Below are 19,585 nucleotides of genomic sequence, written 5' to 3'. Positions count from 1 at the left end.
TTCCATGCCGCAGCATGGCAGGCCGTGCCGCCGCAGGCAGGCGGGCCTTCAGGGCCGTTGTGAGGCGGTGGAAAGCAGCAGCGCGCAGTGCGTGCACCACTGCGCGACCGCCTCGACCGCCGCGTCCACCGGATCGGCGGGGGCCTGCCCGCTCAGCTCCGGCCAGCGCCGCTGCGTGGCATGCACGATGCTGCCCAGTTGCCAGAGCGCCTCGCCGCGCACCAGCGCCAGTTCCGCCAGTCCCTGGGGATCGCCCTGAAGGTGCTCCCGGATCTCGCCTTCCTGGCCCGGATGGCCGCCGGCCTCCACCAGCGATTGCTGCAGCGCCTGCAGGCGCTGCTCGACGAAGGCCGCAGGATGCCGGCTGCCACGGTCCAGCACGGAGGGCGGCAATTGCGGGCGCAACCAGGCCCAGCGGTCGAATGCTCCGCCCAGCGTGTCCAGCATCCGGCCGGCCTCTTCCGGGGGCGGCGACACGGCCACCGCGGAGCCCCCGCCATCGGCGAGCAGCGGCAGCAGCAGCGCGGACAGATCGGCGGGGAATTTCCGGTGGTTGAGCCGCAGGCTCAGCGACAGGCGCTGGGCCGCCAGCGCGCTGTATTTCTCGAAGAAGGCGGCGGCCACTTCCGACAGCATCAGGATCCGCCCCATCGGCGAGATGTCCGGCCCGCGCAGCCCGCGCGGATAGCCCGTGCCGTCCATGCGTTCATGGTGCTCCAGCACGGCCGCCTCCACCGATGCAGGATAGGCCCCCTGGGCACGCAGCAGCAGCATGGCGGTGATCGGATGGGCGACGAGGTGCTTGCGGTCCGGGCCGGAGACCTTGTGGTCGGGGTCGTTCCACATCGGGTCCATGTGCATCACCCCGATGTCGTGCAGCAGCGCGGCCTCCGCCAGCAGGGCCGTTTCGCGCGCGGCCCATCCGCTGCCCAAAGCAAGATGGATCGCCAGCAGCATCATGCGCACGCTGTGCGCGAACAGCTCCGGCCGCTGCTCGCGCATCACCGTGAGCCTGAAGGCCATGGGCCCGGGCAGCAGCATGCCGCGCAGCGGCGCGAGCAGCGGCTCCGGCCCGCCATGCGCCCGCGACAGCAACTCCACCAGCCTGCAGCCTCCATCGGAGCCTTCCCCGCACTGCTGCAGCACCGCCGCCTCGATGGCGGCCGCGTCCACGGTGCGCTCGGTGCCCAGCAGGCCGTCGATGGGATCGCGCAGCGTGTGGCGCACCAGCCGGTCGTACAGGCGGCTGTCGATGCGCGTGCCCTTCTCCACGAGCTTGATGCCGCTGTCGGTGTAGATCGCATCCCGGGTGACCACGGGGCAGCGCTCGGCCATGTCGGTCACGCTGCGCAGATAGTGGGTGCCGTCCCGGGCCAGTTCCTGCGCGGCGGCCAGGGCCTGCTGTGCGGCGGCAGCAGACATCGCGGCAGGCGCGCCGGAACCGCGTCGTTCATGATCGTTGTCGTTGTGCATTCCCGCCTGAATATACGGTGCCATGGCAGCGCCGCGGGCGCAAAAAAAGCCTGCGGGCGCACAGCCGGCAAGCTTTTCCTGGTGTGCCGGACGGGCGCCGGCAGGGGCGGGGTCATCCTCCGCCCCGGTGCATCAGCCCTGTGCCTTCTGGTAGCTGGCGACACCGTCGGTGATTTCCTTGTGGGCGGCTTCGACGCCTTCCCAGCCCAGCACCTTCACCCACTTGCCCTCTTCCAGGTCCTTGTAGTGCTCGAAGAAGTGGCTGATGGCCTTCAGGCGCACGGGGTTCACGTCGTCCACCGTCTTCCAGCCTTCGTACATCTTGAGGATCTTGGTGGTGGGCACGGCCAGCACCTTGCCGTCCACGCCGGCTTCGTCTTCCATCTTCAGGATGCCGAGCGCGCGGCAGGGCACGACCACGCCGGGGTGCAGCGGGTACGGGGTGATCACCAGCACGTCCACCGGATCGCCGTCACCGGACAGCGTCTGGGGCACGTAGCCGTAGTTGCAGGGGTAGTACATGGCCGTGGTCAGGAAGCGGTCCACGAAGACCGCGCCGGATTCCTTGTCCACTTCGTACTTGATCGGGTCGGATTCCGCGGGAATCTCGATGACCACGTTGAAGGTTTCGGGAAGCTTCTTGCCAGGGGTGACGTTGTTGAGGGACATGGTTGGGATGGTGGTGGGAATGCGATGGATGCGCTGCCGACTTGCCGGCCGCGCAGGGCGGCCGCAGGTGGCGCATTCTAGGGCGAGTCGCCCAGGGCTCCCCCGGCGGCCGGCCGCGGACCGCGCGCGACGGCCCCGCGACGGGATGCGTGAAACGGGCGGTTTCAATGCCCCGGAAAAACCCGCTTATGCTGGCGCGGCCTCCGAGATAATCCCCATGGCCATGGAGCTTCGGCCCGGGAGGCGCTGTATAAAAAATTATTTCTGCGTCAGAAGATTATTTTCATGTTTGATTCGACCTTGAAACTCGCGGATCCGGAGGACGTCCCCGGCGCGCTGAAATCGGCGGGTGCCGAAATCATCCGTTCCGTCGCCCTTCCCTCGGGCATCGTGCTGTCCGAATGGAGTTGCCACAACACCCTGACCGACTACAAGAGCGCGTCCGAGAACGTCCTCAGCATTTACCTCTCCGGCGGGGAAAACTGCAGCCAGATGCGCCAGCAGCAGATCGTGCGCAGCGGTTTCGAAAATGCCACCTGCCTTTTCCCCAAAGGCGGCGGTGAATCGCGGTGGCGGATCACGGGGCGGCTCAATTTCCTGCATATCTATTTCGATCCGGAAAAGTTCGGCCCCGCGATGCAGCAGTCGCTGCGGCAACCGCCCGAGGCCTGCCAGTTCCGCGAGGTCTTCCAGGAGGCCTCGCCCGTGATCGGCTCGGCGGCGCGCAGCATCGCGCTCACCGACTGGAACGACACCGGGCTGGCCACGGGCATCGAGGGGCTCACGAGCTGGATCATCCTCCACGCCATCCGCGACTATGCCGTGCCCGGCCTGGAGAAGACGGAGACCCGCGGCAGGTTCTCGGCGCGCCATGCCCGCCTGCTGCGGGACTACCTGGACGCCCACCTCGGCGCATCGGTGCAGCTCGACGACCTGGCCGGGCTGGTCAACCTGAGCCGCTACCACTTCCTGCGCAAGTTCAAGAGCACCTTCGGGCAATCGCCGCACGCCTTCCTCACCGAGCTGCGCATGGCGCGCGCCCACGACATGCTGCAACACACCACGCAGAAGATCGCGGCAGTGGCCTTCGAGTGCGGCTACAGCCAGCAAAGCCATTTCACCTCCGCCTTCCGGCGCTGCTACGGCTACCCACCCAGCGCGGTCCGGCGGCGTTGACGATCAGGGCCTGCTGGCCCTAGGCCGCCGTCCGCGCGGCCCGGATCGCCTCGGCGACGCCCGGGGCCCTGAGCTTGCGGTGCGACAGGGCCGGCACGCCGAGTTCGGTGGCGAGTGCGCGCACCTGTGCCTTGAAGCCGGCCTTGAGGTTGTCGTGGAAGACCACCGCATCGACCCCTCCGGCGATCGAGCGGGCGCAGGCCAGCATGTCCGGCAGGCGGCCGTCCGTGTCGTAGCCATGCGCCACCAGCCAGTGGTTGGGCAGCACGTGGGACAGCGCCAGGCCTTCGGTAGCGCCGAGTTCACGCAGCGGCTGGGTGAATCCCGGCTCGAAATGCACGCCCCCGACGCACAGCAGCGACACAGCGGCCTCCCCCCACCCGGATGCGCAGAGCGCCACCAGGGCGCGCGCGAGCACATCGGCCGCTGCAGGATCGGACCATGCCTCGGGGGTGCTGCCGATCTCCAGGTCGATGACCGAGGGCCTCAGTTCCGAAAGCAGCCTGCCCGGCTGGCCCCGGTAGAGCGGCCCGGACCAGTGCGTGGCCTCCATCCAGGTGGCATACGCGTCCAGCCCGGCACGCTGCCGTTCCGCCTCCACGCACAGGAACAGGGCCCGCGTGAGGGCGGGATCGACGGGGCTGAAGCACCCGCTGTCCATGTCCCCGGTCGTCTGCACGGTGAAGATGCGGTCGGGCGCGTTCCGCCCCTCGTGCCAGTTGACGACGACCACCGCGTCCGCGTCGCCGAACCGTTCATTGACGAGGGGCGCGTACCGCAGGTAGTCGTGGCCCAGCACGTCTTCGAGCTGCAGCAGGTGGCACCGCGTCTCGCCGATGATCGCTGACAGCACGGGATGCCCATCGACGTGCCCTCCCCCGGCGTCCTGCCAGGGAATGCCGGACGACAGCAGGCGGTCGAGGACATGCGACGCGACCGGATCCTTGAGGGGATCGGTACAGAAGGCCAGTACGAGGTGTCTCATGCGTTCGCCTCCCGTGTGGCCGCGGCCCATGGCACGGAAGGGATCCGGAAGCCTTTCCTCATCGGGCGGGCTCCTTGCCGGCGCCGCGCGCCACCGGCCGGCGGCGCCACCCGCGGCCCAGGTGGTGGGCCAGTTCGACGAGCGGTCCGCGGTCCCGCATGCGGTAGAGCCGGCCCCTGGCCTCCTGCGGAGCGCTGTCCCAGGTGGACACATCGGGCATGCGGCGCAGGCGGGCGACGAGATGGTCGATGGCTGCCTTCTCCGCCCGCGAGTACAGCGTCTCGGAGTTGTCGCCTTCGGCGGGCTGGACGCAGTGCCGGCTGACGATATCGCCGGCATCGAGTCCGGCGGACACCCGGTGGATGGTGGTGCCGAGCCGGTCATGGCGCCCTTCGTGGAGCGCGAAGAAGAAGCAGTGGTTGCCCTTGTAGTCCGGCAGGTAGCCGCCGTGGATGTTGAGGATGCGTCCTGCGGGAATGGTGGAGAGCACGGCATTCCCGATCTTCTTGGTGCCCATGACGATATAGGCGTCCGACACGCCGCCGCGCAGGATCTGCCCCACGAGGGGATCGTTGATCGACGGGGTGTCGTGGAACTCCACGTCCGGCTCCTGGCTCAGCGCGGTCCAGGTGCGCGGACCCTCCGTGCGGGCGAAATACCGCTTCCGGTAGGCCTCGTAGCCGAACAGCTTGCGGCGCAGGCCGTGGTAGAGCGTCCAGAGATAGGAGCGGTAGTGGCCGTTGCGGCGCAGCGAGGCGGCCTGGTCGTGTCCGGATTCCACGATGACCCTCAGGCTGCCGAACACCTTCAGCAGCTCGGCGGCCAGGTAGAGGTGGTGCGGACCATCGGAACAGAGCAATGTGACGCGGGGCATCATCGGATCCTCCTGAAACGGGTGTCGAGTTCGCGGCGGGACGCTGCGAAGCGCGCTGCCGTGGCGAGTTGGCGAAGCCTGCACCGGCGCAGCCGGCCGTGCAGTTCGGCGATGGCCTCGCGCGTGGACGAGGCCGCGGGACCGCCGCCGGAGCGCAGGCAGTCGAATGGCTGCCCGTGTTCCAGTTCGGTCCGCAGTTGCGCGAGCAGCCCGGAGGCCCGTGCCGCCAATGGGCCGGAATCCTCGGCAGGAGCCTGCGCGAGAAGGCGGCCCACCGTGGCGTGGGCCTCCCGGAAGGACGACTGCCCCTCCTGGACCAGGACCTCGGCGGCGAGCGTGGCATGGGCGTCCCCGGCGCCGAGCGCGCGGCGGATGGCGGCCTCGTCGAACCGCATGCCGGCAATGGCATACGTGGCCACGGTGCACATCTCGCCCAGGCTTCCCGCGAGGTCCGCAATGGACTCCACGGCACAGCGGCTGGCCTGGTAGGAATTGCCGGTGGGCAGGTGCGACAGCGAGGACAGCAGGCCCGCGAACTGCCCGGCATGGCGGTCATGGTGCAGCCGCAGCCATTCCAGGAGGTAGGGGTTGCGCTTCTGCGGCATGTTCGACGAACCGCCGTACATGGCTTCCGGCAGCTGGACGAAGCCGGTTTCCCGCATCGTCCAGAGCTGCAGGTCGGTGGCGAGCCGGTTCAGGTGGCCGCTCAGTTCGATGAACAGGTAGGCGCAGCGCAATGCCGGCGTCTTGTCGCTGATCGCGGCCAGGGAATTGGAGGGCCCGCGCACGCAACCCAGCAGGCGGGCCGTTTCGTGGGTGGCCGTGCGGAAGGTGGTGCCGGCGCCCGCACATGCGCCGAGCGGCGAGGTGTCCAGGCCGCCCTGCAGCGACGCCAGCGCCTCCATCGTGCCGAGCAGGACCGTGGCCTGGGCCGCCAGGTAGTGGCCCGCCGTGCCGGGCATCGCCACCTGGTACTGGCTGTGGATGGGCAATATCGTGTCCACCGTGGCTTCGGCCCGCTGCAGCAGTGCCTCGCCGAGCTGCAGGGCGCGGTCCATGGTGCCCGCGATGGCCTGCCGGAGCGTCAGCAGCAGGTGCGTCGCATTGATGTCGTTGCGCGAACGCGCGGCCTGGACCATGCCGCCCGTGCCCTCCCCGCACCGGTCGATGACATAGTGCTCGTAGTCGAAATAATCGCCGCGGCCGGAGGCATGGGAACGCAGCAGTTCCGGCTCCGCCTCCGCCGCCAGCACCGCCTCCCGGAGCGGGCCGAACTGCCCGGCGGACAGGATGCCCTGGCTGCGCAGCATCAGCAGGTGGGCCTTCTCGATCGTGAACAGGCTGCCTGCCAGGCTGCCCGGCCGGAATGCTCTGCGCTCGCCCAGCGCGATGCGGCGGATCGTGGCCGCGTCCGGCGGGGGTACCTCCGGTGGCGCGTAGAGCACCTGCGAACGGTTGCGCAGCGACAGCGCCGCGCGCAACGCCGACGACGCCGTGCGGCCGCCGGCGATCACGTAGCCGGCGCGGTCGGAGAAGTCGAAGCGGCCCTGGTTGGTGCCGCCCTCACGGAATGCACCGGCATCCGTGGCCCCCTCCGGGAAATCGATGCCCAGGTAGCGGCGCCCGACCTCGGGGACGATGAAGGTGACGGCGGCATGCAGGGCAGGCTCCGGCACGGCGAACTGGCTGCGCCCGGCCAGGTGGCTGCGCACGTACAGGTCGGCGACGGACCAGCCGAAGGCCTGCTCCAGCAGCCGCGGGATCATGCCGCCCGCGAGCCGGGCATTGATCTCGATCACCGTGGCGGCATCGCCCTGGAGCTTGACCTCGGTGTGCGCGGGCCCGAAGGCATAGCCGACCGCGTCGAGCGCCCGGGTGACGGTCTCCACGATCCTGCGGGCCGCGTCCGGACCGATGTCCGCGGGAAGCACGTGCGCGAGTTCGAGGAAGTGCGGGGGCCGCGTGAGGTACTTGCGCGTGACCGCCAGCACGTGGTGCCCGGCGCCGTCGCTGAAGGTTTCCACCGAGAACTCGGTGCCTTCCACGAAGCGCTGCGCGATCCAGGGCCCCTCCTGCACATCGGGCATGCCGCGGGCCCCGGTGACGAGCCGCACGCCGATGCTCCCGGTGCCTTGCCGCGGCTTGACGATCGCGGGGAACCCGATGTTGTCCATGTCCGCGGCAGAGCGGACCTCCCGCGTCGCCGGGTAAGGCACGCCACGGGACTGCAGCACCTCCCCCAGCCGCAGCTTGTCGCGGCACAGAGCGATCGCGGCAGAGGGATTGCAGGGCAGTCCCAGCCGCTCCGACAGGCGCGCGGCCATCTCGATGAAGCCGTCGCTCGTGGAGGCGACGTACCGGATGGAGCCGATGCCGGACACGGCCTGCACCAGCGCATCGAGCGACCGCGTATCGCAGGCGATGGTGGACAGCCCCGCGGGCAGCCGGCCGGCGAACCCATAGCGGGCCGGGTCCCGGACAAGCCAGTAGACCGTGTCGTACCGGCACGAGGTCTCCAGCAGCCGGTGGCCGAAGCCGGTGGTGTTGGACTCGATGTAGACGATCGCCATGGCTCAGCCGAACGCGTGGATCTCGGAGCGGTTCCAGGCCATGCAGGCCCAGTCGCTGCCCGCCCTCTCCGACCGCGGATGCCGGACCTGGACCGGCCGGACCCCGAGGTGGTCTGCGCACGGAGGGTCGCTGGCATAGGTGGTGTCCACGTAGCGCGACCCGTCGTCCGGGCTCACGAAGACGATGGGCGTGGACGGGTACTGCGCCTGCAGGCTTCCCGCCACGGCGTAGGCCGCCCCCGTGGTGGGCCCCCGGAAATGGCCCGTGGTCTTGTAGAGGTGGCGGGTGTAGTGGTCGGCCAGGGGGGCGCTGATCCAGTGGACGTGGTCGAACATCGCGTGCTTCAGGTTGCCCGGCATCACGGTGTTGCCCAGTCCCCGCAGTGGGCGCGGGCCGTCGGGCTGGCCGAACAGGATGCTGTTGAACGTGTCCACGCCGACCAGCGTGCAGTCGGCGCCTGCCGCGCGCAGGGCCCCGGCGAGACCGCAGCTCGAACCGCCGGAGCCCACGGGCGCCACGAGGACGACCGAGTCGCCGACCAGGTCGCGCAACTGGCGCCCGATGCCCTCGTAGGCCAGCGAGTTGTCTTCGTTGTCGTACTGCCGGCACCAGAAGGACCCGGGCTCGGACGCCAAGATCTCGTGGAGCCTGTCCAGCCGGGCCTTCTGGTAGCCCTGGCAGCCCTTCTTGTCGGTGACGATCTCCACGCGCCCGCCCAGCATCTCGAGCTGGCGCCGGTAGCTGTCGTCGATCGCCGGGTCGCTGATCGCGATGAAGCGCGAGTTCATGCGGTTGCAGACCATCGCCATGCCGAATGCGAAATTTCCGCTGGAGGTCTCGATGACGCTGCCGCCGGGCTTCAGGTCGCCGCGGGCGATCGCCTTGTGGATGATGAAGTGCGCGGGCACGATCTTCATCGCCTTGAACGCCAGCATGTGCATTCCCTCGTCCAGGGGAAAGACGACGGCGTCGCGCATGGCATCGAGGGGGGATTCGTAACGGAGCATCTGCGATCTAGGCGGTGGTGTAGAGGTGGGTGGAGATATCGAGGGCCTGCAGCCGCTTCTGGGCATGGAAGGCCTTGGCGGCGCACTCGGGATCGCGGGCACCGTAGAGCAGCCCGATGTAGGTGCCCGAATGCGCGGCCACCATGCCCAGGGCGCCGGTTTCTTCCTTCAGGGCGCGGAGGTGGCCGATGTGCGGATGGGGGTTGAAGGCCTGCGAGATCTCGCAGCTGCGCGTCGCGACCTCGCCGATCCTGCGCAGGTCCGCGGCGCGGGCGGCGGATTTCATGTCGTCGAGCAGCGCGTGGTACTCGGAGCACAGGGCGCTGGAGACCGCGCACCGCGTCCGGTTGAATTCGATCGTGTCGCATTCGCCGCCGCGGTCGGTCCCGACGATCATGAGTTCAGGCGTCTCACCCAGTTGCTCGTCGAGCTTCACTTCCCGGTGGTAGAAGGACACGATGCCGTCGTACATGACCCCGTCGGTGGGCTCGATGCCGCGGAGGATGGACTCGATGGTCCCGGCCCCTGCTTCCCGCCCGTGCGCGCGGGCCGTCGCGCGGATGACGGCCACCATGTCGGCGGAGGAGCTGGCGAGCCCCTTGCCCGCCGGGAAGACCGACTGGAAGTGCAGCCGCCCGCCCGGCGGCAGGCCGTGCAGGCGCAGGTAGTCCTGTGCGGCGCGGCAGGCCTTGGTGCGGCAGGCGATGTTGCAGACCACCGCAGGCCCGTCCGTCACCTGGAATTCGACGATGGACATGAGATTGACCGGCAGCGTCACCAGGAAGTGCCGGCCCCCCGGCAGCACCCCCTGCATGAGCTCGCCGAACGTGCCCCGGCACTGGCCGGTGGCCCGCAACGGCGGCCATGCGGTGGACTGAAGCGCTTCTCCTCGTACTTCCGGAACCATGTTTCTCCTTGTTGTGCGGGCTCCCTGTCCCTTTGTCCAGCAAGGCTAAACGCCGGGCGAAGGCGTTTTTTTCCAAAGATTGCTCAGTCCTGTCGAGAAATTGCTGTGCGGCGGCGCTCTTGCGGCCGGCTTCCGGCCGGCGTACATTGGGGCCGTTGGCCAATCGTCTCCACCCGCCTTCGCGGGCCGATGGGCACGAGGAAGCAACGCAGCGGAAACACCGTGATGCGTTGCGTGTTTCCTTTTTGTGCCCCCTTGGACAGGAGACGACGAGCATGGCTGCATCCCCCCTCTTCCCCCCCGCCCTCTGGCTGGCATTCCTCTGCGGCGCGGCCGCCGTGGCCTACGGGCTGTGGGCACGCCGCTGGATCCTTGCCCAGGACGCCGGCAGCGAGCGCATGCAGGCCATCGCCGCCGCGATCCAGGCCGGCGCGGCCGCCTACCTCGCACGGCAGTACCGCACCATCGCCGTGGCGGGCGCCGTGCTGGCCGTGCTCATCGGCTTCTTCCTGGACCTGCGCACGGCCGCCGGCTTCGTGCTGGGTGCGGCGCTCTCGGGCGCCTGCGGCTTCATCGGCATGAACATCTCGGTGCGTGCCAACGTGCGCACCGCGCAGGCGGCGGCTCGGGGCATCGGCCCGGCGCTGCAGGTGGCGTTCCGCGGCGGGGCGATCACGGGCATGCTGGTGGTGGGCCTCGGGCTGCTGGGCGTGGCCGGCTTCGGCGCCTTCCTGCTCCATGCGGGACCGGCGGCGCCGGCGTCCGGCGCGGGCATGGCGGCGCAGCTGCATCCGCTCATCGGCTTCGCCTTCGGCGCATCGCTGATTTCCATCTTCGCGCGGCTGGGCGGCGGCATCTTCACCAAGGGCGCGGACGTGGGCGCGGACCTCGTGGGCAAGGTGGAAGCCGGCATTCCCGAGGACGATCCGCGCAACCCGGCCGTGATCGCGGACAACGTGGGCGACAATGTCGGCGATTGCGCCGGCATGGCGGCCGACCTGTTCGAGACCTACGCGGTGACCCTGATCGCCGCCATGGTGCTGGGCACGCTGCTGGGCATCCCGCCCGCGCTGGCCGTGTCCTACCCGCTGGCGCTCGGCGGCGTGTCGATCCTGGCTTCGGTGGCGGGCTGCGCCTTCGTCAAGGCGTCGCCTGGCATGACCAACGTGATGCCCGCGCTCTACCGCGGCCTGGCCGTGGCCGGCGGGTTGTCGCTGGCGGCCTTCGCGCTGGTCACGTTCTGGCTGTTCCCCGATGCCGCGCCCTTTCCGCAGGCCACCGCCGGGCGGCTCTTCGGCGCCTGCGCCACGGGCCTGGCACTCACCGCCGCGCTGGTCTGGATCACCGAGTACTACACGGGCACGCAGTACGCGCCCGTGCGCCACATCGCGCAGGCTTCCACCACGGGGCACGGCACGAACATCATCGCGGGGCTGGGCGTGTCGATGCGCTCCACCGCCTGGCCGGTGGTGTTCGTGTGCGTGGCGATCCTGGTCTCCTATGCCCTCGCAGGCATCTACGGCGTGGCGGTGGCCGCCACGTCGATGCTCAGCATGGCCGGCATCGTGGTGGCGCTGGACGCCTACGGCCCCATCACCGACAACGCCGGCGGCATCGCCGAAATGGCCGAGCTGCCGGCCAGCGTGCGCGCCGTGACCGATCCGCTCGACGCCGTGGGCAACACCACCAAGGCCGTGACCAAGGGCTACGCCATCGGCTCGGCCGGCCTGGCCGCGCTGGTGCTGTTCGCCGACTACACCCACCAGCTCGGCGTGCAGGGGCAGGCGCTGCGCTTCGACCTGTCGGATCCGCTGGTGATCGTGGGCCTGTTCATCGGCGGCATGGTGCCCTACCTGTTCGGCGCCATGGCCATGGAGGCCGTGGGCCGCGCGGCGGGTGCCGTGGTGGTGGAAGTGCGGCGGCAGTTCGCCACTATCGCCGGCATCATGGAAGGCCGTGCCCAGCCCGAATACGGCCGCGCGGTGGACATGCTCACGGCCGCCGCGATCCGCGAAATGGTGGTGCCCAGCCTGCTGCCGGTGGCCGTGCCCATCGCGGTGGGCCTGCTGCTCGGGCCGCGCGCGCTGGGCGGCCTGCTCATGGGCACCATCGTCACCGGCCTGTTCGTGGCCATCAGCATGTGCACCGGCGGCGGCGCCTGGGACAACGCCAAGAAATACATCGAGGACGGCCACCACGGCGGCAAGGGCAGCGAGGCGCACAAGGCCGCCGTCACCGGCGACACGGTGGGAGACCCCTACAAGGACACGGCGGGGCCGGCGGTGAACCCGCTCATCAAGATCATCAACATCGTGGCGCTGCTCATCGTGCCCCTGGTGGCACGGCTGCACGGCGGAGGCTGAGCCGGCCGTGGACGCCCGGAGCCCATGGGGATGGGCCGCCCGCAGGCGACAAGCGAGCGGCCTGGCCTGGGGTAAGGTGGCCCGTTCCCCTGTTCTACCCCAGAAAGGCTGTCCGATGCCGCTGCATGCATCCGCGCGACCCCTCCCCGCTTTCCGCCAGTCGCCCCCCGGCTGGAAACCCGTCCTGGCGGCCGTGCTGGCGCTCTGCGCACTCGCCGCCGGTCCGGCCTCAGCCCAGGCCGCCGCACCGCAGCCCGGCGCCAGCCCGGCCGTGCAGGGCACGCTGCAGGCCGTGCGCTCGGCCCCGGCGGTGCGCCAGGTACTGGACGACCTGCGCACCGACCATGCCCGCGCCATCGACGAGTTGCGCCATCTGGTGCAGATCCCGGCGCCGCCCTTCAAGGAGCAGCGCCGCGCCGAATACGTGGTGAAGCGCTTTCAGGAACTGGGCCTGGCGGACGCCGCCATCGACCGGGAAGGCAATGCCGTGGGCGTCCGCAAGGGTACGGGCAACGGCCCCCGCCTGGTGGTGTCGGCGCACCTCGACACCGTGTTCCCCGAAGGCACCGACCTCACCGTGCGCGAGGAAGGCGGCCGGCTGTACGCCCCCGGCATATCGGATGACACGCGCGGCGTCACGGTGCTGCTCTCCTGGCTCAAGGCGCTCAATGAACGCCAATTGCAGACGGTGGGCGACATCGTCTTCGTGGCGAACGTGGGCGAGGAGGAACTGGGCAACCTGCGCGGCATGAAGGCGCTGTTCCGCGAGCATGCGGACATCGACGGCATGGTCGGCCTGGAGCCGGGAGATGGCGACGGCATCCTCAACCAGGGCACGGGCAGCCACCGCTACGAAGTGGCCTTCAAGGGGCCGGGCGGGCACAGCTTCGCGGCCTTCGGGCAGGTGCCCAGCGCCATCCACGCGATGGGCCGCGCGATCGCTCACATCGGTGACGTGCAGGTGCCGGCCGATCCCAAGACCACCTTCACCGTGGGCAAGGTGGGCGGCGGCACCTCCGTGAACACCATCGCGGGCGACGCCACGATGGCCGTGGACATCCGTTCGAACGCCCTGCCCGCGCTGCTGCAGGCGGAAAAGGACATCATGGCTGCCATCCAGCGCGGCGTTCAGGAAGAGAACCGCCGCTGGAACACCGCCGCGAAGATCACGGCCGAGCCGAAGATGATCGGCGACCGCCCGGCCGGCGCCACCGCCGCCGGCGAGCCCATCGTGCAGGCGGCCGTGGCCTCGGTCATCGCCTCGGGCGGCAAGCCCACGCTGCGCGCGGCCAGCACCGACGCCAACGTGCCCATGGGGCTGGGCATCCCCGCCATCATCCTGGGCAGCGGCGGCAAGACCGGCGGCTTCCACGCGCTGGGCGAGTGGTTCGAGCCCGCCGACGCCTGGAAGGGCGCGCAGACCGGGCTCGCAACGGTGCTCACCCTGGTGGGCGTGCAGGGCGTGAGCGAACCGGTGCTGGCCAGACGCCCGCGCCGCTGAGGGGGAGGCCCCGGGTCAGGCCCGCGCCGGGCGGCCCGGTCGCTCGTTCTGGCGCACCGGGCCCGAGCGCGCCTCGACCGCCGCCTGCACCTCGCGACGCAGCCCGAGCGCGAAGCCGATCTCGGCCGCCACGAACAGCGGCCCCACGATCAGGCCCACGAGGTCGTCCACGAAGGCGGGCTTGCGGCCCTCGTAGTAGTGGCCCACGAACTGGATCACCCAGCCGACCACGAACAGGCCCAGGCCCGCGCCCAGCCACAGCGCAGTGCCCTGCGCCGCGAGCCACTGGCCCACGGCCAGCATGGCGGCCAGCACCGAGGCCATCGCGAGCCCGTAGCGCGCATCCAGCCGAAAATAGAACAGGCTGGCGGCCAGCGCCGCGGCCAGGGCCGGAGATACCGGCAGCAGGCCGCCGGCCAGCCACGCCGGACGCGACAGCAGCACCGTGACGGCCAGCATGATCATCGGCACGCCGACGAAATGGGTCTGGATATTGCGCGGATCACGGTGGTAGTCCGCGTACTGCGACAGGTGGTCGATCAGGGTTTTCATGGAGCGTCTCCTGCGTGGCAGCCCTCTCGGTCGGGGTGCCTGGAGCGAATAATCCGCAGTGGCCGCCGCGCCGTCTGTCGGCCAGCCGACACAACCAGGCAGGTGCCGGCCGCCTCCCTGTCCCACTCGCATGCCCGACACTCCGACCTCCGCCGCGGACCACATCGCCACGCTCGCTTCGGGCCGGTGGTTCGCCGCCCTGCCTCCCGAACTGGCCGGCGCGCTCGCCGGCATGGCGCACATGCGCGCACTGCAGCCCGGGCAGGCACTCTTCCTGCGGGGCGATCCGCCGTGCGGGCTGTATGCCGTCGTGCGCGGCGCCATCGACATCTCCGGCGTGGGCGGCCCCGATCCGCAACCGCGCGCCGCCCTGCTCACGCGGCTGGAGCCACCCGCCTGGTTCGGGGAAATAGCGGTCTTCGACCGGGCCGCGCGCACGCACGACGCGCATGCGGCCGAGCCCGGAACGCTGCTGCTGCACGTGCCGCAGGCGCCCCTGCTGGCCTGGCTGGCGCAGCATCCGGTCCATTGGCACGACCTGGGCATGCTGCTGGCCGACAAGCTGCGCACCGCCTTCGTCGCGCTGGAAGAGCTCGCGTTGCTGCCCGCGCCCCAGCGCCTTGCCCGGCGGCTGGTGCTCATGGCCGAAGGCTACGGGCAGTGGGCCGGCGAAGGGCGCTCGCGCCGCCTGCTCTCGCTGTCGCAGGAGCAGCTGGCGCTGATGCTGGCGCTCTCCCGCCAGACCACCAACCAGATCCTGCGCGACCTGCAGGCCCGCGGCCTGCTGCGCATGCACCGCGGCGGCATCGAGATCCTGGACCTGGCCGCCCTGCGCGCGGCCTGCGGCTGACTGCCGGGGGCGTGCGTGCCGCACAATGGCCCGCATGCAATACCACCACATTGCCAACGCCGCCGTGCCCTCCGCCGGCGGCCGCACCCTGCCGGTGATCGATCCCTCCGATGGCCTGCCCTACGACGAGATCCAGCGCGGAACGGCCGAGGACATCGACGCGGCCGTGCGCGCGGCGCGGCACTGCCACGACACTGCGTGGCGCGCGCTCGCGCCGGCCGAGCGGGGGCGACTGCTGATGCGCCTGTCGCAGGCCGTCGCCGCCCATGCGGAGGAGCTGGCGGACATCGAGCGGCGCGACTGCGGCAAGCCCACCCGGCAGGCGCGCGCCGATGCCATCGCGCTGGCGCGCTACTTCGAGTTCTATGCTGGCGCCTGCGACAAGCTCCACGGCGACACCATTCCCTACACGGACGGCTACAGCGTGCTCACCTGGCGCGAGCCGCACGGCGTGACGGGGCACATCGTGCCCTGGAACTATCCCATGCAGATCTTCGGACGCTGCGTGGGCGGCGCGCTGGCCGCCGGCAACGTCTGCGTGGTCAAGCCCTCGGAGGACGCCTGCCTCTCGCTGCTGCGGGTCGCGCAGCTGGCCACCGGGGCGGGGTTCCCGCCGGGCGCGATCAACATCGTGACGGGCTACGGGCATGAGGTGGGCGAGGCGCTGGCACGCCACCCCGGCATCGACCACATCAGCTTCACCGGCAGCCCGCGCATCGGCACGCTGATCCAGCAGGCGGCGGCCGAGCGGCACTGCCCGGTCACGCTGGAGTTGGGCGGCAAGAGCCCGCAGATCCTGTTCGCGGATGCCGACCTGGACGCCGCCCTGCCAGCGGTCGTCAATGCCATCGTGCAGAACGCGGGCCAGACCTGCTCGGCAGGCTCGCGCGTGCTCATCGACGCGCTCATCTATGAAAGCGTTCTGGACAGGCTGGCGAAAATGTTCGAGGCGCTGCGCGTCGGGCCCGCCGCCATGGACCTCGACCTGGGGCCGCTGATCCGCCAGAGCCAGCAGCAGCGCGTGTGGGATTTCCTCTCCGATGCGCAGGTGGCGGGCATCCCGGTCATGGCCCAGGGCACCGTGGTGGACGGCGCGCCACAGACGGGGTTCTACCAGGCGCCCACGCTGCTGCGCGACGTGCCGCCGGACCATCGCCTCGCGCAGGAGGAAATCTTCGGCCCCGTGCTCTCGGCCATGTCCTTCGAGGACGAGGACCATGCCGCGCAACTCGCCAACGCCACGCGCTTCGGCCTCGTGGCCGGCGTGTGGACGCGCGACGGCGGTCGCCAGTTCCGCATGGCCCGGCGCATTGCCAGCGGCCAGGTGTTCATCAACAACTACGGCGCCGCCGGCGGCGTGGAACTGCCTTTCGGCGGGGTGAAATCCAGCGGCCATGGCCGCGAGAAGGGCCTGGAGGCGCTGCACGGCTTCACCACGCTCAAGACCGTGGCCATCCGGCACGGGTGAAGGGTCAGCCCAGCGCGGTGTCGAGCAGCATCATCAGCACGAAGCCGATCATGAGCCCGCCGGTGGCCCAGGCCTCGTGCCCCTTGCGGTGCGACTCGGGAATGATCTCGTGGCTGATGACGAACAGCATCGCCCCGGCGGCGAAGCCCAGGCCCCAGGGCAGCAGCCCGGCCGACAGGCCGATGACCGAGGCGCCGAGCACCGCGCCCAGCGGCTCCACCAGGCCCGAGGCCATGCCCAGCAGCACGGCCAGCCAGCGCCGGTAGCCCGCCGCGAGCAGCGCCACCGCCACCACCAGTCCCTCGGGCACGTCCTGGATGGCGATGCCGGCCGTGAGCGTGCCGGCCTGCAGCGGGCTGGTGCCGCCGTAGGCCACGCCGATGGCCAGCCCCTCGGGCAGGTTGTGCAGCGCGATCGCGAAGACGAACAGCCAGGTGCGCCGCAGCGTGCGCGGCGAAGGGCCGCCCTCCACCCCCTTGATGAAATGCTCGTGCGGCAGCACGCGCTCCATGGCAAGCAGCGCCAGGCCGCCCAGCAGGATGGACGTGCCGATGATGCCGCCCGCCGCCCAGCCCCCTGCTCCGTTGGCTTTCGCGGCCTCCAGTCCCGGGATGATGAGCGAGAAGGAACTGGCCGCCAGCATCACGCCGGCCCCGAAGCCGAAGAGCGTGTCCTGCACGCGCTCCGACAGGCGCTGCGAGAACACCACCGGCAGCGTGCCCAGCGCCGTCGCCAGCGCCGCGACGAGGCCGCCCTGCCAGGCCTGGGCCACGCGTGGATCCGCCTGGAGGAACTGCGTGAACTGCAGTGCCAGGACTACGGCGCCCCCCACGGCGATGGCCAGGCCCAGCCAGCGGCGGAGGCTCCAGGCGGGGCGGCGCAGGGAAAGCGTGTTCTGGGCGGGCATGGGCGGAGGCTCCGGCTGGGTTTTCACGACGGAAGATCAGCCGCGCGCCTGCGCATACCGGCGCGCGACCTCGTCCCACCGGATCACACGATAGAAGGCGGCGATGTATTCGGGGCGCCGGTTCTGGTACTGCAGGTAGTAGGCGTGCTCCCACACATCGAGTCCGAGGATCGGCGTGTGGCCGGACAGCAGCCCGGCCATGAGCGGGCTGTCCTGGTTGCCGCTGCTCTCCACCGCGAGCCGGCCTGCGCCATCGACCACGAGCCAAGCCCAGCCGCTGCCGAAGCGGGCCAGCGCCGCCTGGGTGAAAGCCTTCTTGAACGCATCGAACCCGCCGAGGTCCCGGTCGATCGCCTCGCCGAGCACGCCGCCCGGCAGCCCGCCCCCGCCCTGCCCTTCGGGCGCCATCACGGTCCAGAACAGGCTGTGGTTGGCATGGCCCCCGCCGTTGTTGCGCACCGCCGTCTGCAGCGATTGCGGCAGCGACTGCAGGGCAGCCACGAGCGCGTCCACCGGGGTGTCGGCATGCGGCGTGCCTTCCAGCGCCGCATTCAGGTTGTTGATGTAGGTCTGGTGGTGCCTGGTGTGGTGGATCTCCATGGTGCGCGCATCGATGTGCGGCTCCAGGGCGTCGTAGGCATAGGGCAAGGCGGGCAGCGTGTGCGGCATGTGGCTCACTTTCAGGCAGGACGAATGGAAGAAGAAGGGGTAATCGCAATTGAATGATAATTATTACCATTCTCACCGGTGTCAAGTAGGACATTGCCCTGCCGCCTGCACCGCAGGCCGGCAACAGCCCTCCTGCCCCCTGCCCGCTGCGTCAGGCCAGTGGCGGCAGCAGGTTCATCAGCATCACCATGGCCAGTCCCACCAGGGCCACGATGGACTGCACCACCGAAATCGTCTTGGTGGCCTCGCCCATGTCCATGCCGAACGATTCCTTCACCAGCCAGAAGCCGGCATGGTTGGCATAGTTGAAGAACAGCGATCCGCAGCCGATGGCCAGCGCCAGCAGCGGCTGGTTCACCGCCGTGCCGGAGGCGGCCAGGGGCGCCAGCAGGCCTGCCGCGCCCACGATGCCCACGGTCGCCGAGCCGGTGGAGACCGACAGCAGCATGGAAATGAGCCAGCCCAGCAGCAGCGGGGACACGGGCCACTGGTGGCTCAGGTGGACGATCGCGTCGCCCACGTGCGCGTCGGTCAGCACCTGCTGGAAGGCGCCCCCGCCCGCGATGATGAGCAGCACGTTGGCGATCGGCTTGATGCTGTCGCCCAGGGCCTTGCGCACGGCCTCCGGCCGGCCGGGCCGCAGCACCAGCACGGCGAAGAGAACACCCAGCAGCATGGCGACGATCGGGTGGCCCACGAAGGCAGCGAAGTGCAGCAGGGCGGAGCCCTTGGGCAGCAGCACCTCGCCCAGCGCGTGCAGCAGCATCAGCAGGGCGGGCGCCAGGGCGGCCAGAACGCCCAGGCCGATGCCGGGCGGGTTCCGGCGCACGGGCTGCGCCGCAGGGCCGCCTGCATCGGCAGCATCGGGTGCGTATTGGGCGACCAGGGCATCCTCAGGACGTACCTTCAGGCGCCGGGCGATGAACGTGCCATACACCGGGCCGGCCAGCACGATGGCCGGGATGGCGGCGATGAAGCCGTAGATCATGGTGGCTCCGACGCTGGTCTTCAGCGTGGCGATGGCCGTGAGCGGGCCGGGATGGGGCGGCACCATGCCGTGCATGGCCGCCAGGGCGGCGATCACCGGCACCCCGACATAGACGTAGGCCGAGCCGTTGCCCTTGCGTTCCGCCTCCAGCTTGCGGGCCACCCCGAAGATCAGCGGCAGCAGCACGACCAGGCCGACCTCGAAGAACATCGGGATGCCGATGACGAAAGCCACGCCGGCCATGGCCCACGGCAGCATCTTCGTGGAGGCGCGCTCCAGGATGGCGCTCGCCAGGCGGTCGGTCACGCCCGAATCCGCCAGGATCTTGCCGAGCATGGCCCCCAGCGCCACGACCAGCCCCACCGCGCCCAGCGTCTTGCCCGCCCCTCCGGAAATGGCCCCGACGAGCTTGTCCAGCGGCATGCCCGTGAACAGGCCCGCGGCCACCGAAACGATCAGCAGCGCCAGCAACGGATGCAGCCGGAGGCGGGACACGATGAGCGCGACCAGCACGAGCACGCTGGCCAGCGCCGTGGCCAGCAATTGAATGTCCTGAGCGTTCATGGGAAGAGCCGGGTGGGTTGGAAGATGGTGGAGCCGCATCCTAACGGGCCCGGCAGGTGAC

16 protein-coding genes are annotated in these 19,585 nt (G+C 70.2%); 5 read left to right on the top strand and 11 right to left on the bottom strand.

The features are described 5' to 3' along the window. Window positions 1-48 precede the first annotated feature (48 nt). Both T336_RS0105830 and ppa read right to left on the bottom strand, forming a co-directional pair. Window positions 49-1,422 (bottom strand): HD-GYP domain-containing protein, encoded by a 1,374-nt coding sequence (locus T336_RS0105830; RefSeq protein WP_026431819.1) that lies wholly within the window; start codon window positions 1,420-1,422, stop codon window positions 49-51. Between the two features lie 183 nt (window positions 1,423-1,605). Further along, window positions 1,606-2,142, bottom strand: a complete 537-nt coding sequence (gene ppa / locus T336_RS0105825; RefSeq protein ID WP_019700714.1) for an inorganic diphosphatase — start codon at window positions 2,140-2,142, stop codon at window positions 1,606-1,608. Window positions 2,143-2,427: 285 nt separating this feature from the next. Here ppa and T336_RS0105820 point away from each other — a divergent pair, with 285 nt between their 5' ends. Further along, on the top strand, window positions 2,428-3,318 hold the full coding sequence (locus tag T336_RS0105820) for a helix-turn-helix domain-containing protein (RefSeq protein ID WP_026431818.1): 891 nt from the start codon (window positions 2,428-2,430) through the stop codon (window positions 3,316-3,318). A 19-nt stretch (window positions 3,319-3,337) separates the two neighbouring features. Here the strand turns inward: T336_RS0105820 and T336_RS0105815 are convergent, their stop codons facing one another. From T336_RS0105815 to T336_RS0105795, 5 genes are read right to left on the bottom strand one after another with little or no spacing between them, the layout of a single operon-like run. Next, window positions 3,338-4,303 carry a D-aminoacyl-tRNA deacylase gene (locus T336_RS0105815; RefSeq protein WP_026431817.1) on the bottom strand — a complete coding sequence of 322 codons (966 nt, stop codon included), beginning with the start codon at window positions 4,301-4,303 and terminating at the stop codon, window positions 3,338-3,340. A 58-nt stretch (window positions 4,304-4,361) separates the two neighbouring features. Continuing rightward, window positions 4,362-5,177 carry a formyl transferase gene (locus T336_RS0105810; RefSeq protein ID WP_051647066.1) on the bottom strand — a complete coding sequence of 272 codons (816 nt, stop codon included), beginning with the start codon at window positions 5,175-5,177 and terminating at the stop codon, window positions 4,362-4,364. Beyond that, entirely contained in the window at window positions 5,177-7,747 is a 2,571-nt protein-coding gene (locus T336_RS0105805) for a lyase family protein (protein WP_026431815.1), read from the bottom strand. Before T336_RS0105805 ends, T336_RS0105810 begins: the two co-directional genes overlap by 1 nt. Window positions 7,748-7,750: 3 nt before the next feature. Continuing rightward, window positions 7,751-8,755: a pyridoxal-phosphate dependent enzyme gene (locus T336_RS0105800; RefSeq protein WP_026431814.1), complete on the bottom strand. Its 1,005-nt coding sequence runs from the start codon at window positions 8,753-8,755 to the stop codon at window positions 7,751-7,753. 7 nt (window positions 8,756-8,762) lie between these two features. Beyond that, window positions 8,763-9,662 carry a GHMP family kinase ATP-binding protein gene (locus T336_RS0105795; protein WP_026431813.1) on the bottom strand — a complete coding sequence of 300 codons (900 nt, stop codon included), beginning with the start codon at window positions 9,660-9,662 and terminating at the stop codon, window positions 8,763-8,765. Window positions 9,663-9,937: 275 nt separating this feature from the next. Here T336_RS0105795 and T336_RS0105790 point away from each other — a divergent pair, with 275 nt between their 5' ends. Further along, complete coding sequence (locus T336_RS0105790) at window positions 9,938-12,025, top strand: sodium-translocating pyrophosphatase (RefSeq protein WP_026431812.1); 2,088 nt, start codon at window positions 9,938-9,940, stop codon at window positions 12,023-12,025. Window positions 12,026-12,140: 115 nt separating this feature from the next. Continuing rightward, window positions 12,141-13,526, top strand: a complete 1,386-nt coding sequence (locus T336_RS0105785; protein ID WP_026431811.1) for a M20/M25/M40 family metallo-hydrolase — start codon at window positions 12,141-12,143, stop codon at window positions 13,524-13,526. A gap of 15 nt (window positions 13,527-13,541) precedes the next feature. On the opposite strand, the gene T336_RS0105780 is transcribed toward T336_RS0105785, so the two are convergent. Then, entirely contained in the window at window positions 13,542-14,078 is a 537-nt protein-coding gene (locus T336_RS0105780; RefSeq protein WP_026431810.1) for an Mpo1 family 2-hydroxy fatty acid dioxygenase, read from the bottom strand. A 130-nt stretch (window positions 14,079-14,208) separates the two neighbouring features. Here T336_RS0105780 and T336_RS0105775 point away from each other — a divergent pair, with 130 nt between their 5' ends. Both T336_RS0105775 and T336_RS0105770 read left to right on the top strand, forming a co-directional pair. Beyond that, window positions 14,209-14,928, top strand: a complete 720-nt coding sequence (locus tag T336_RS0105775) for a Crp/Fnr family transcriptional regulator (RefSeq protein ID WP_019701491.1) — start codon at window positions 14,209-14,211, stop codon at window positions 14,926-14,928. A gap of 34 nt (window positions 14,929-14,962) precedes the next feature. Continuing rightward, window positions 14,963-16,396, top strand: a complete 1,434-nt coding sequence (locus T336_RS0105770) for an aldehyde dehydrogenase family protein (protein WP_026431809.1) — start codon at window positions 14,963-14,965, stop codon at window positions 16,394-16,396. 4 nt (window positions 16,397-16,400) lie between these two features. On the opposite strand, the gene T336_RS0105765 is transcribed toward T336_RS0105770, so the two are convergent. The 3 genes from T336_RS0105765 to T336_RS0105755 form a co-directional block, all read right to left on the bottom strand. Beyond that, window positions 16,401-17,303 carry a ZIP family metal transporter gene (locus T336_RS0105765; RefSeq protein WP_026431808.1) on the bottom strand — a complete coding sequence of 301 codons (903 nt, stop codon included), beginning with the start codon at window positions 17,301-17,303 and terminating at the stop codon, window positions 16,401-16,403. 36 nt (window positions 17,304-17,339) lie between these two features. After that, on the bottom strand, window positions 17,340-17,972 hold the full coding sequence (locus tag T336_RS0105760; RefSeq protein WP_026431807.1) for a superoxide dismutase: 633 nt from the start codon (window positions 17,970-17,972) through the stop codon (window positions 17,340-17,342). 151 nt (window positions 17,973-18,123) lie between these two features. After that, window positions 18,124-19,524 carry a GntP family permease gene (locus tag T336_RS0105755; protein ID WP_026431806.1) on the bottom strand — a complete coding sequence of 467 codons (1,401 nt, stop codon included), beginning with the start codon at window positions 19,522-19,524 and terminating at the stop codon, window positions 18,124-18,126. Between the last annotated feature and the right edge of the window lie 61 nt (window positions 19,525-19,585).

The sequence above is a fragment of the Paracidovorax oryzae ATCC 19882 genome (assembly GCF_000687165.1).
Taxonomy (GTDB): Bacteria; Pseudomonadota; Gammaproteobacteria; order Burkholderiales; family Burkholderiaceae_C; genus Paracidovorax; species Paracidovorax oryzae.
Note: the sequence above shows the minus strand (reverse complement) of the source record. Positions and strands in the feature narration are given on the sequence as shown.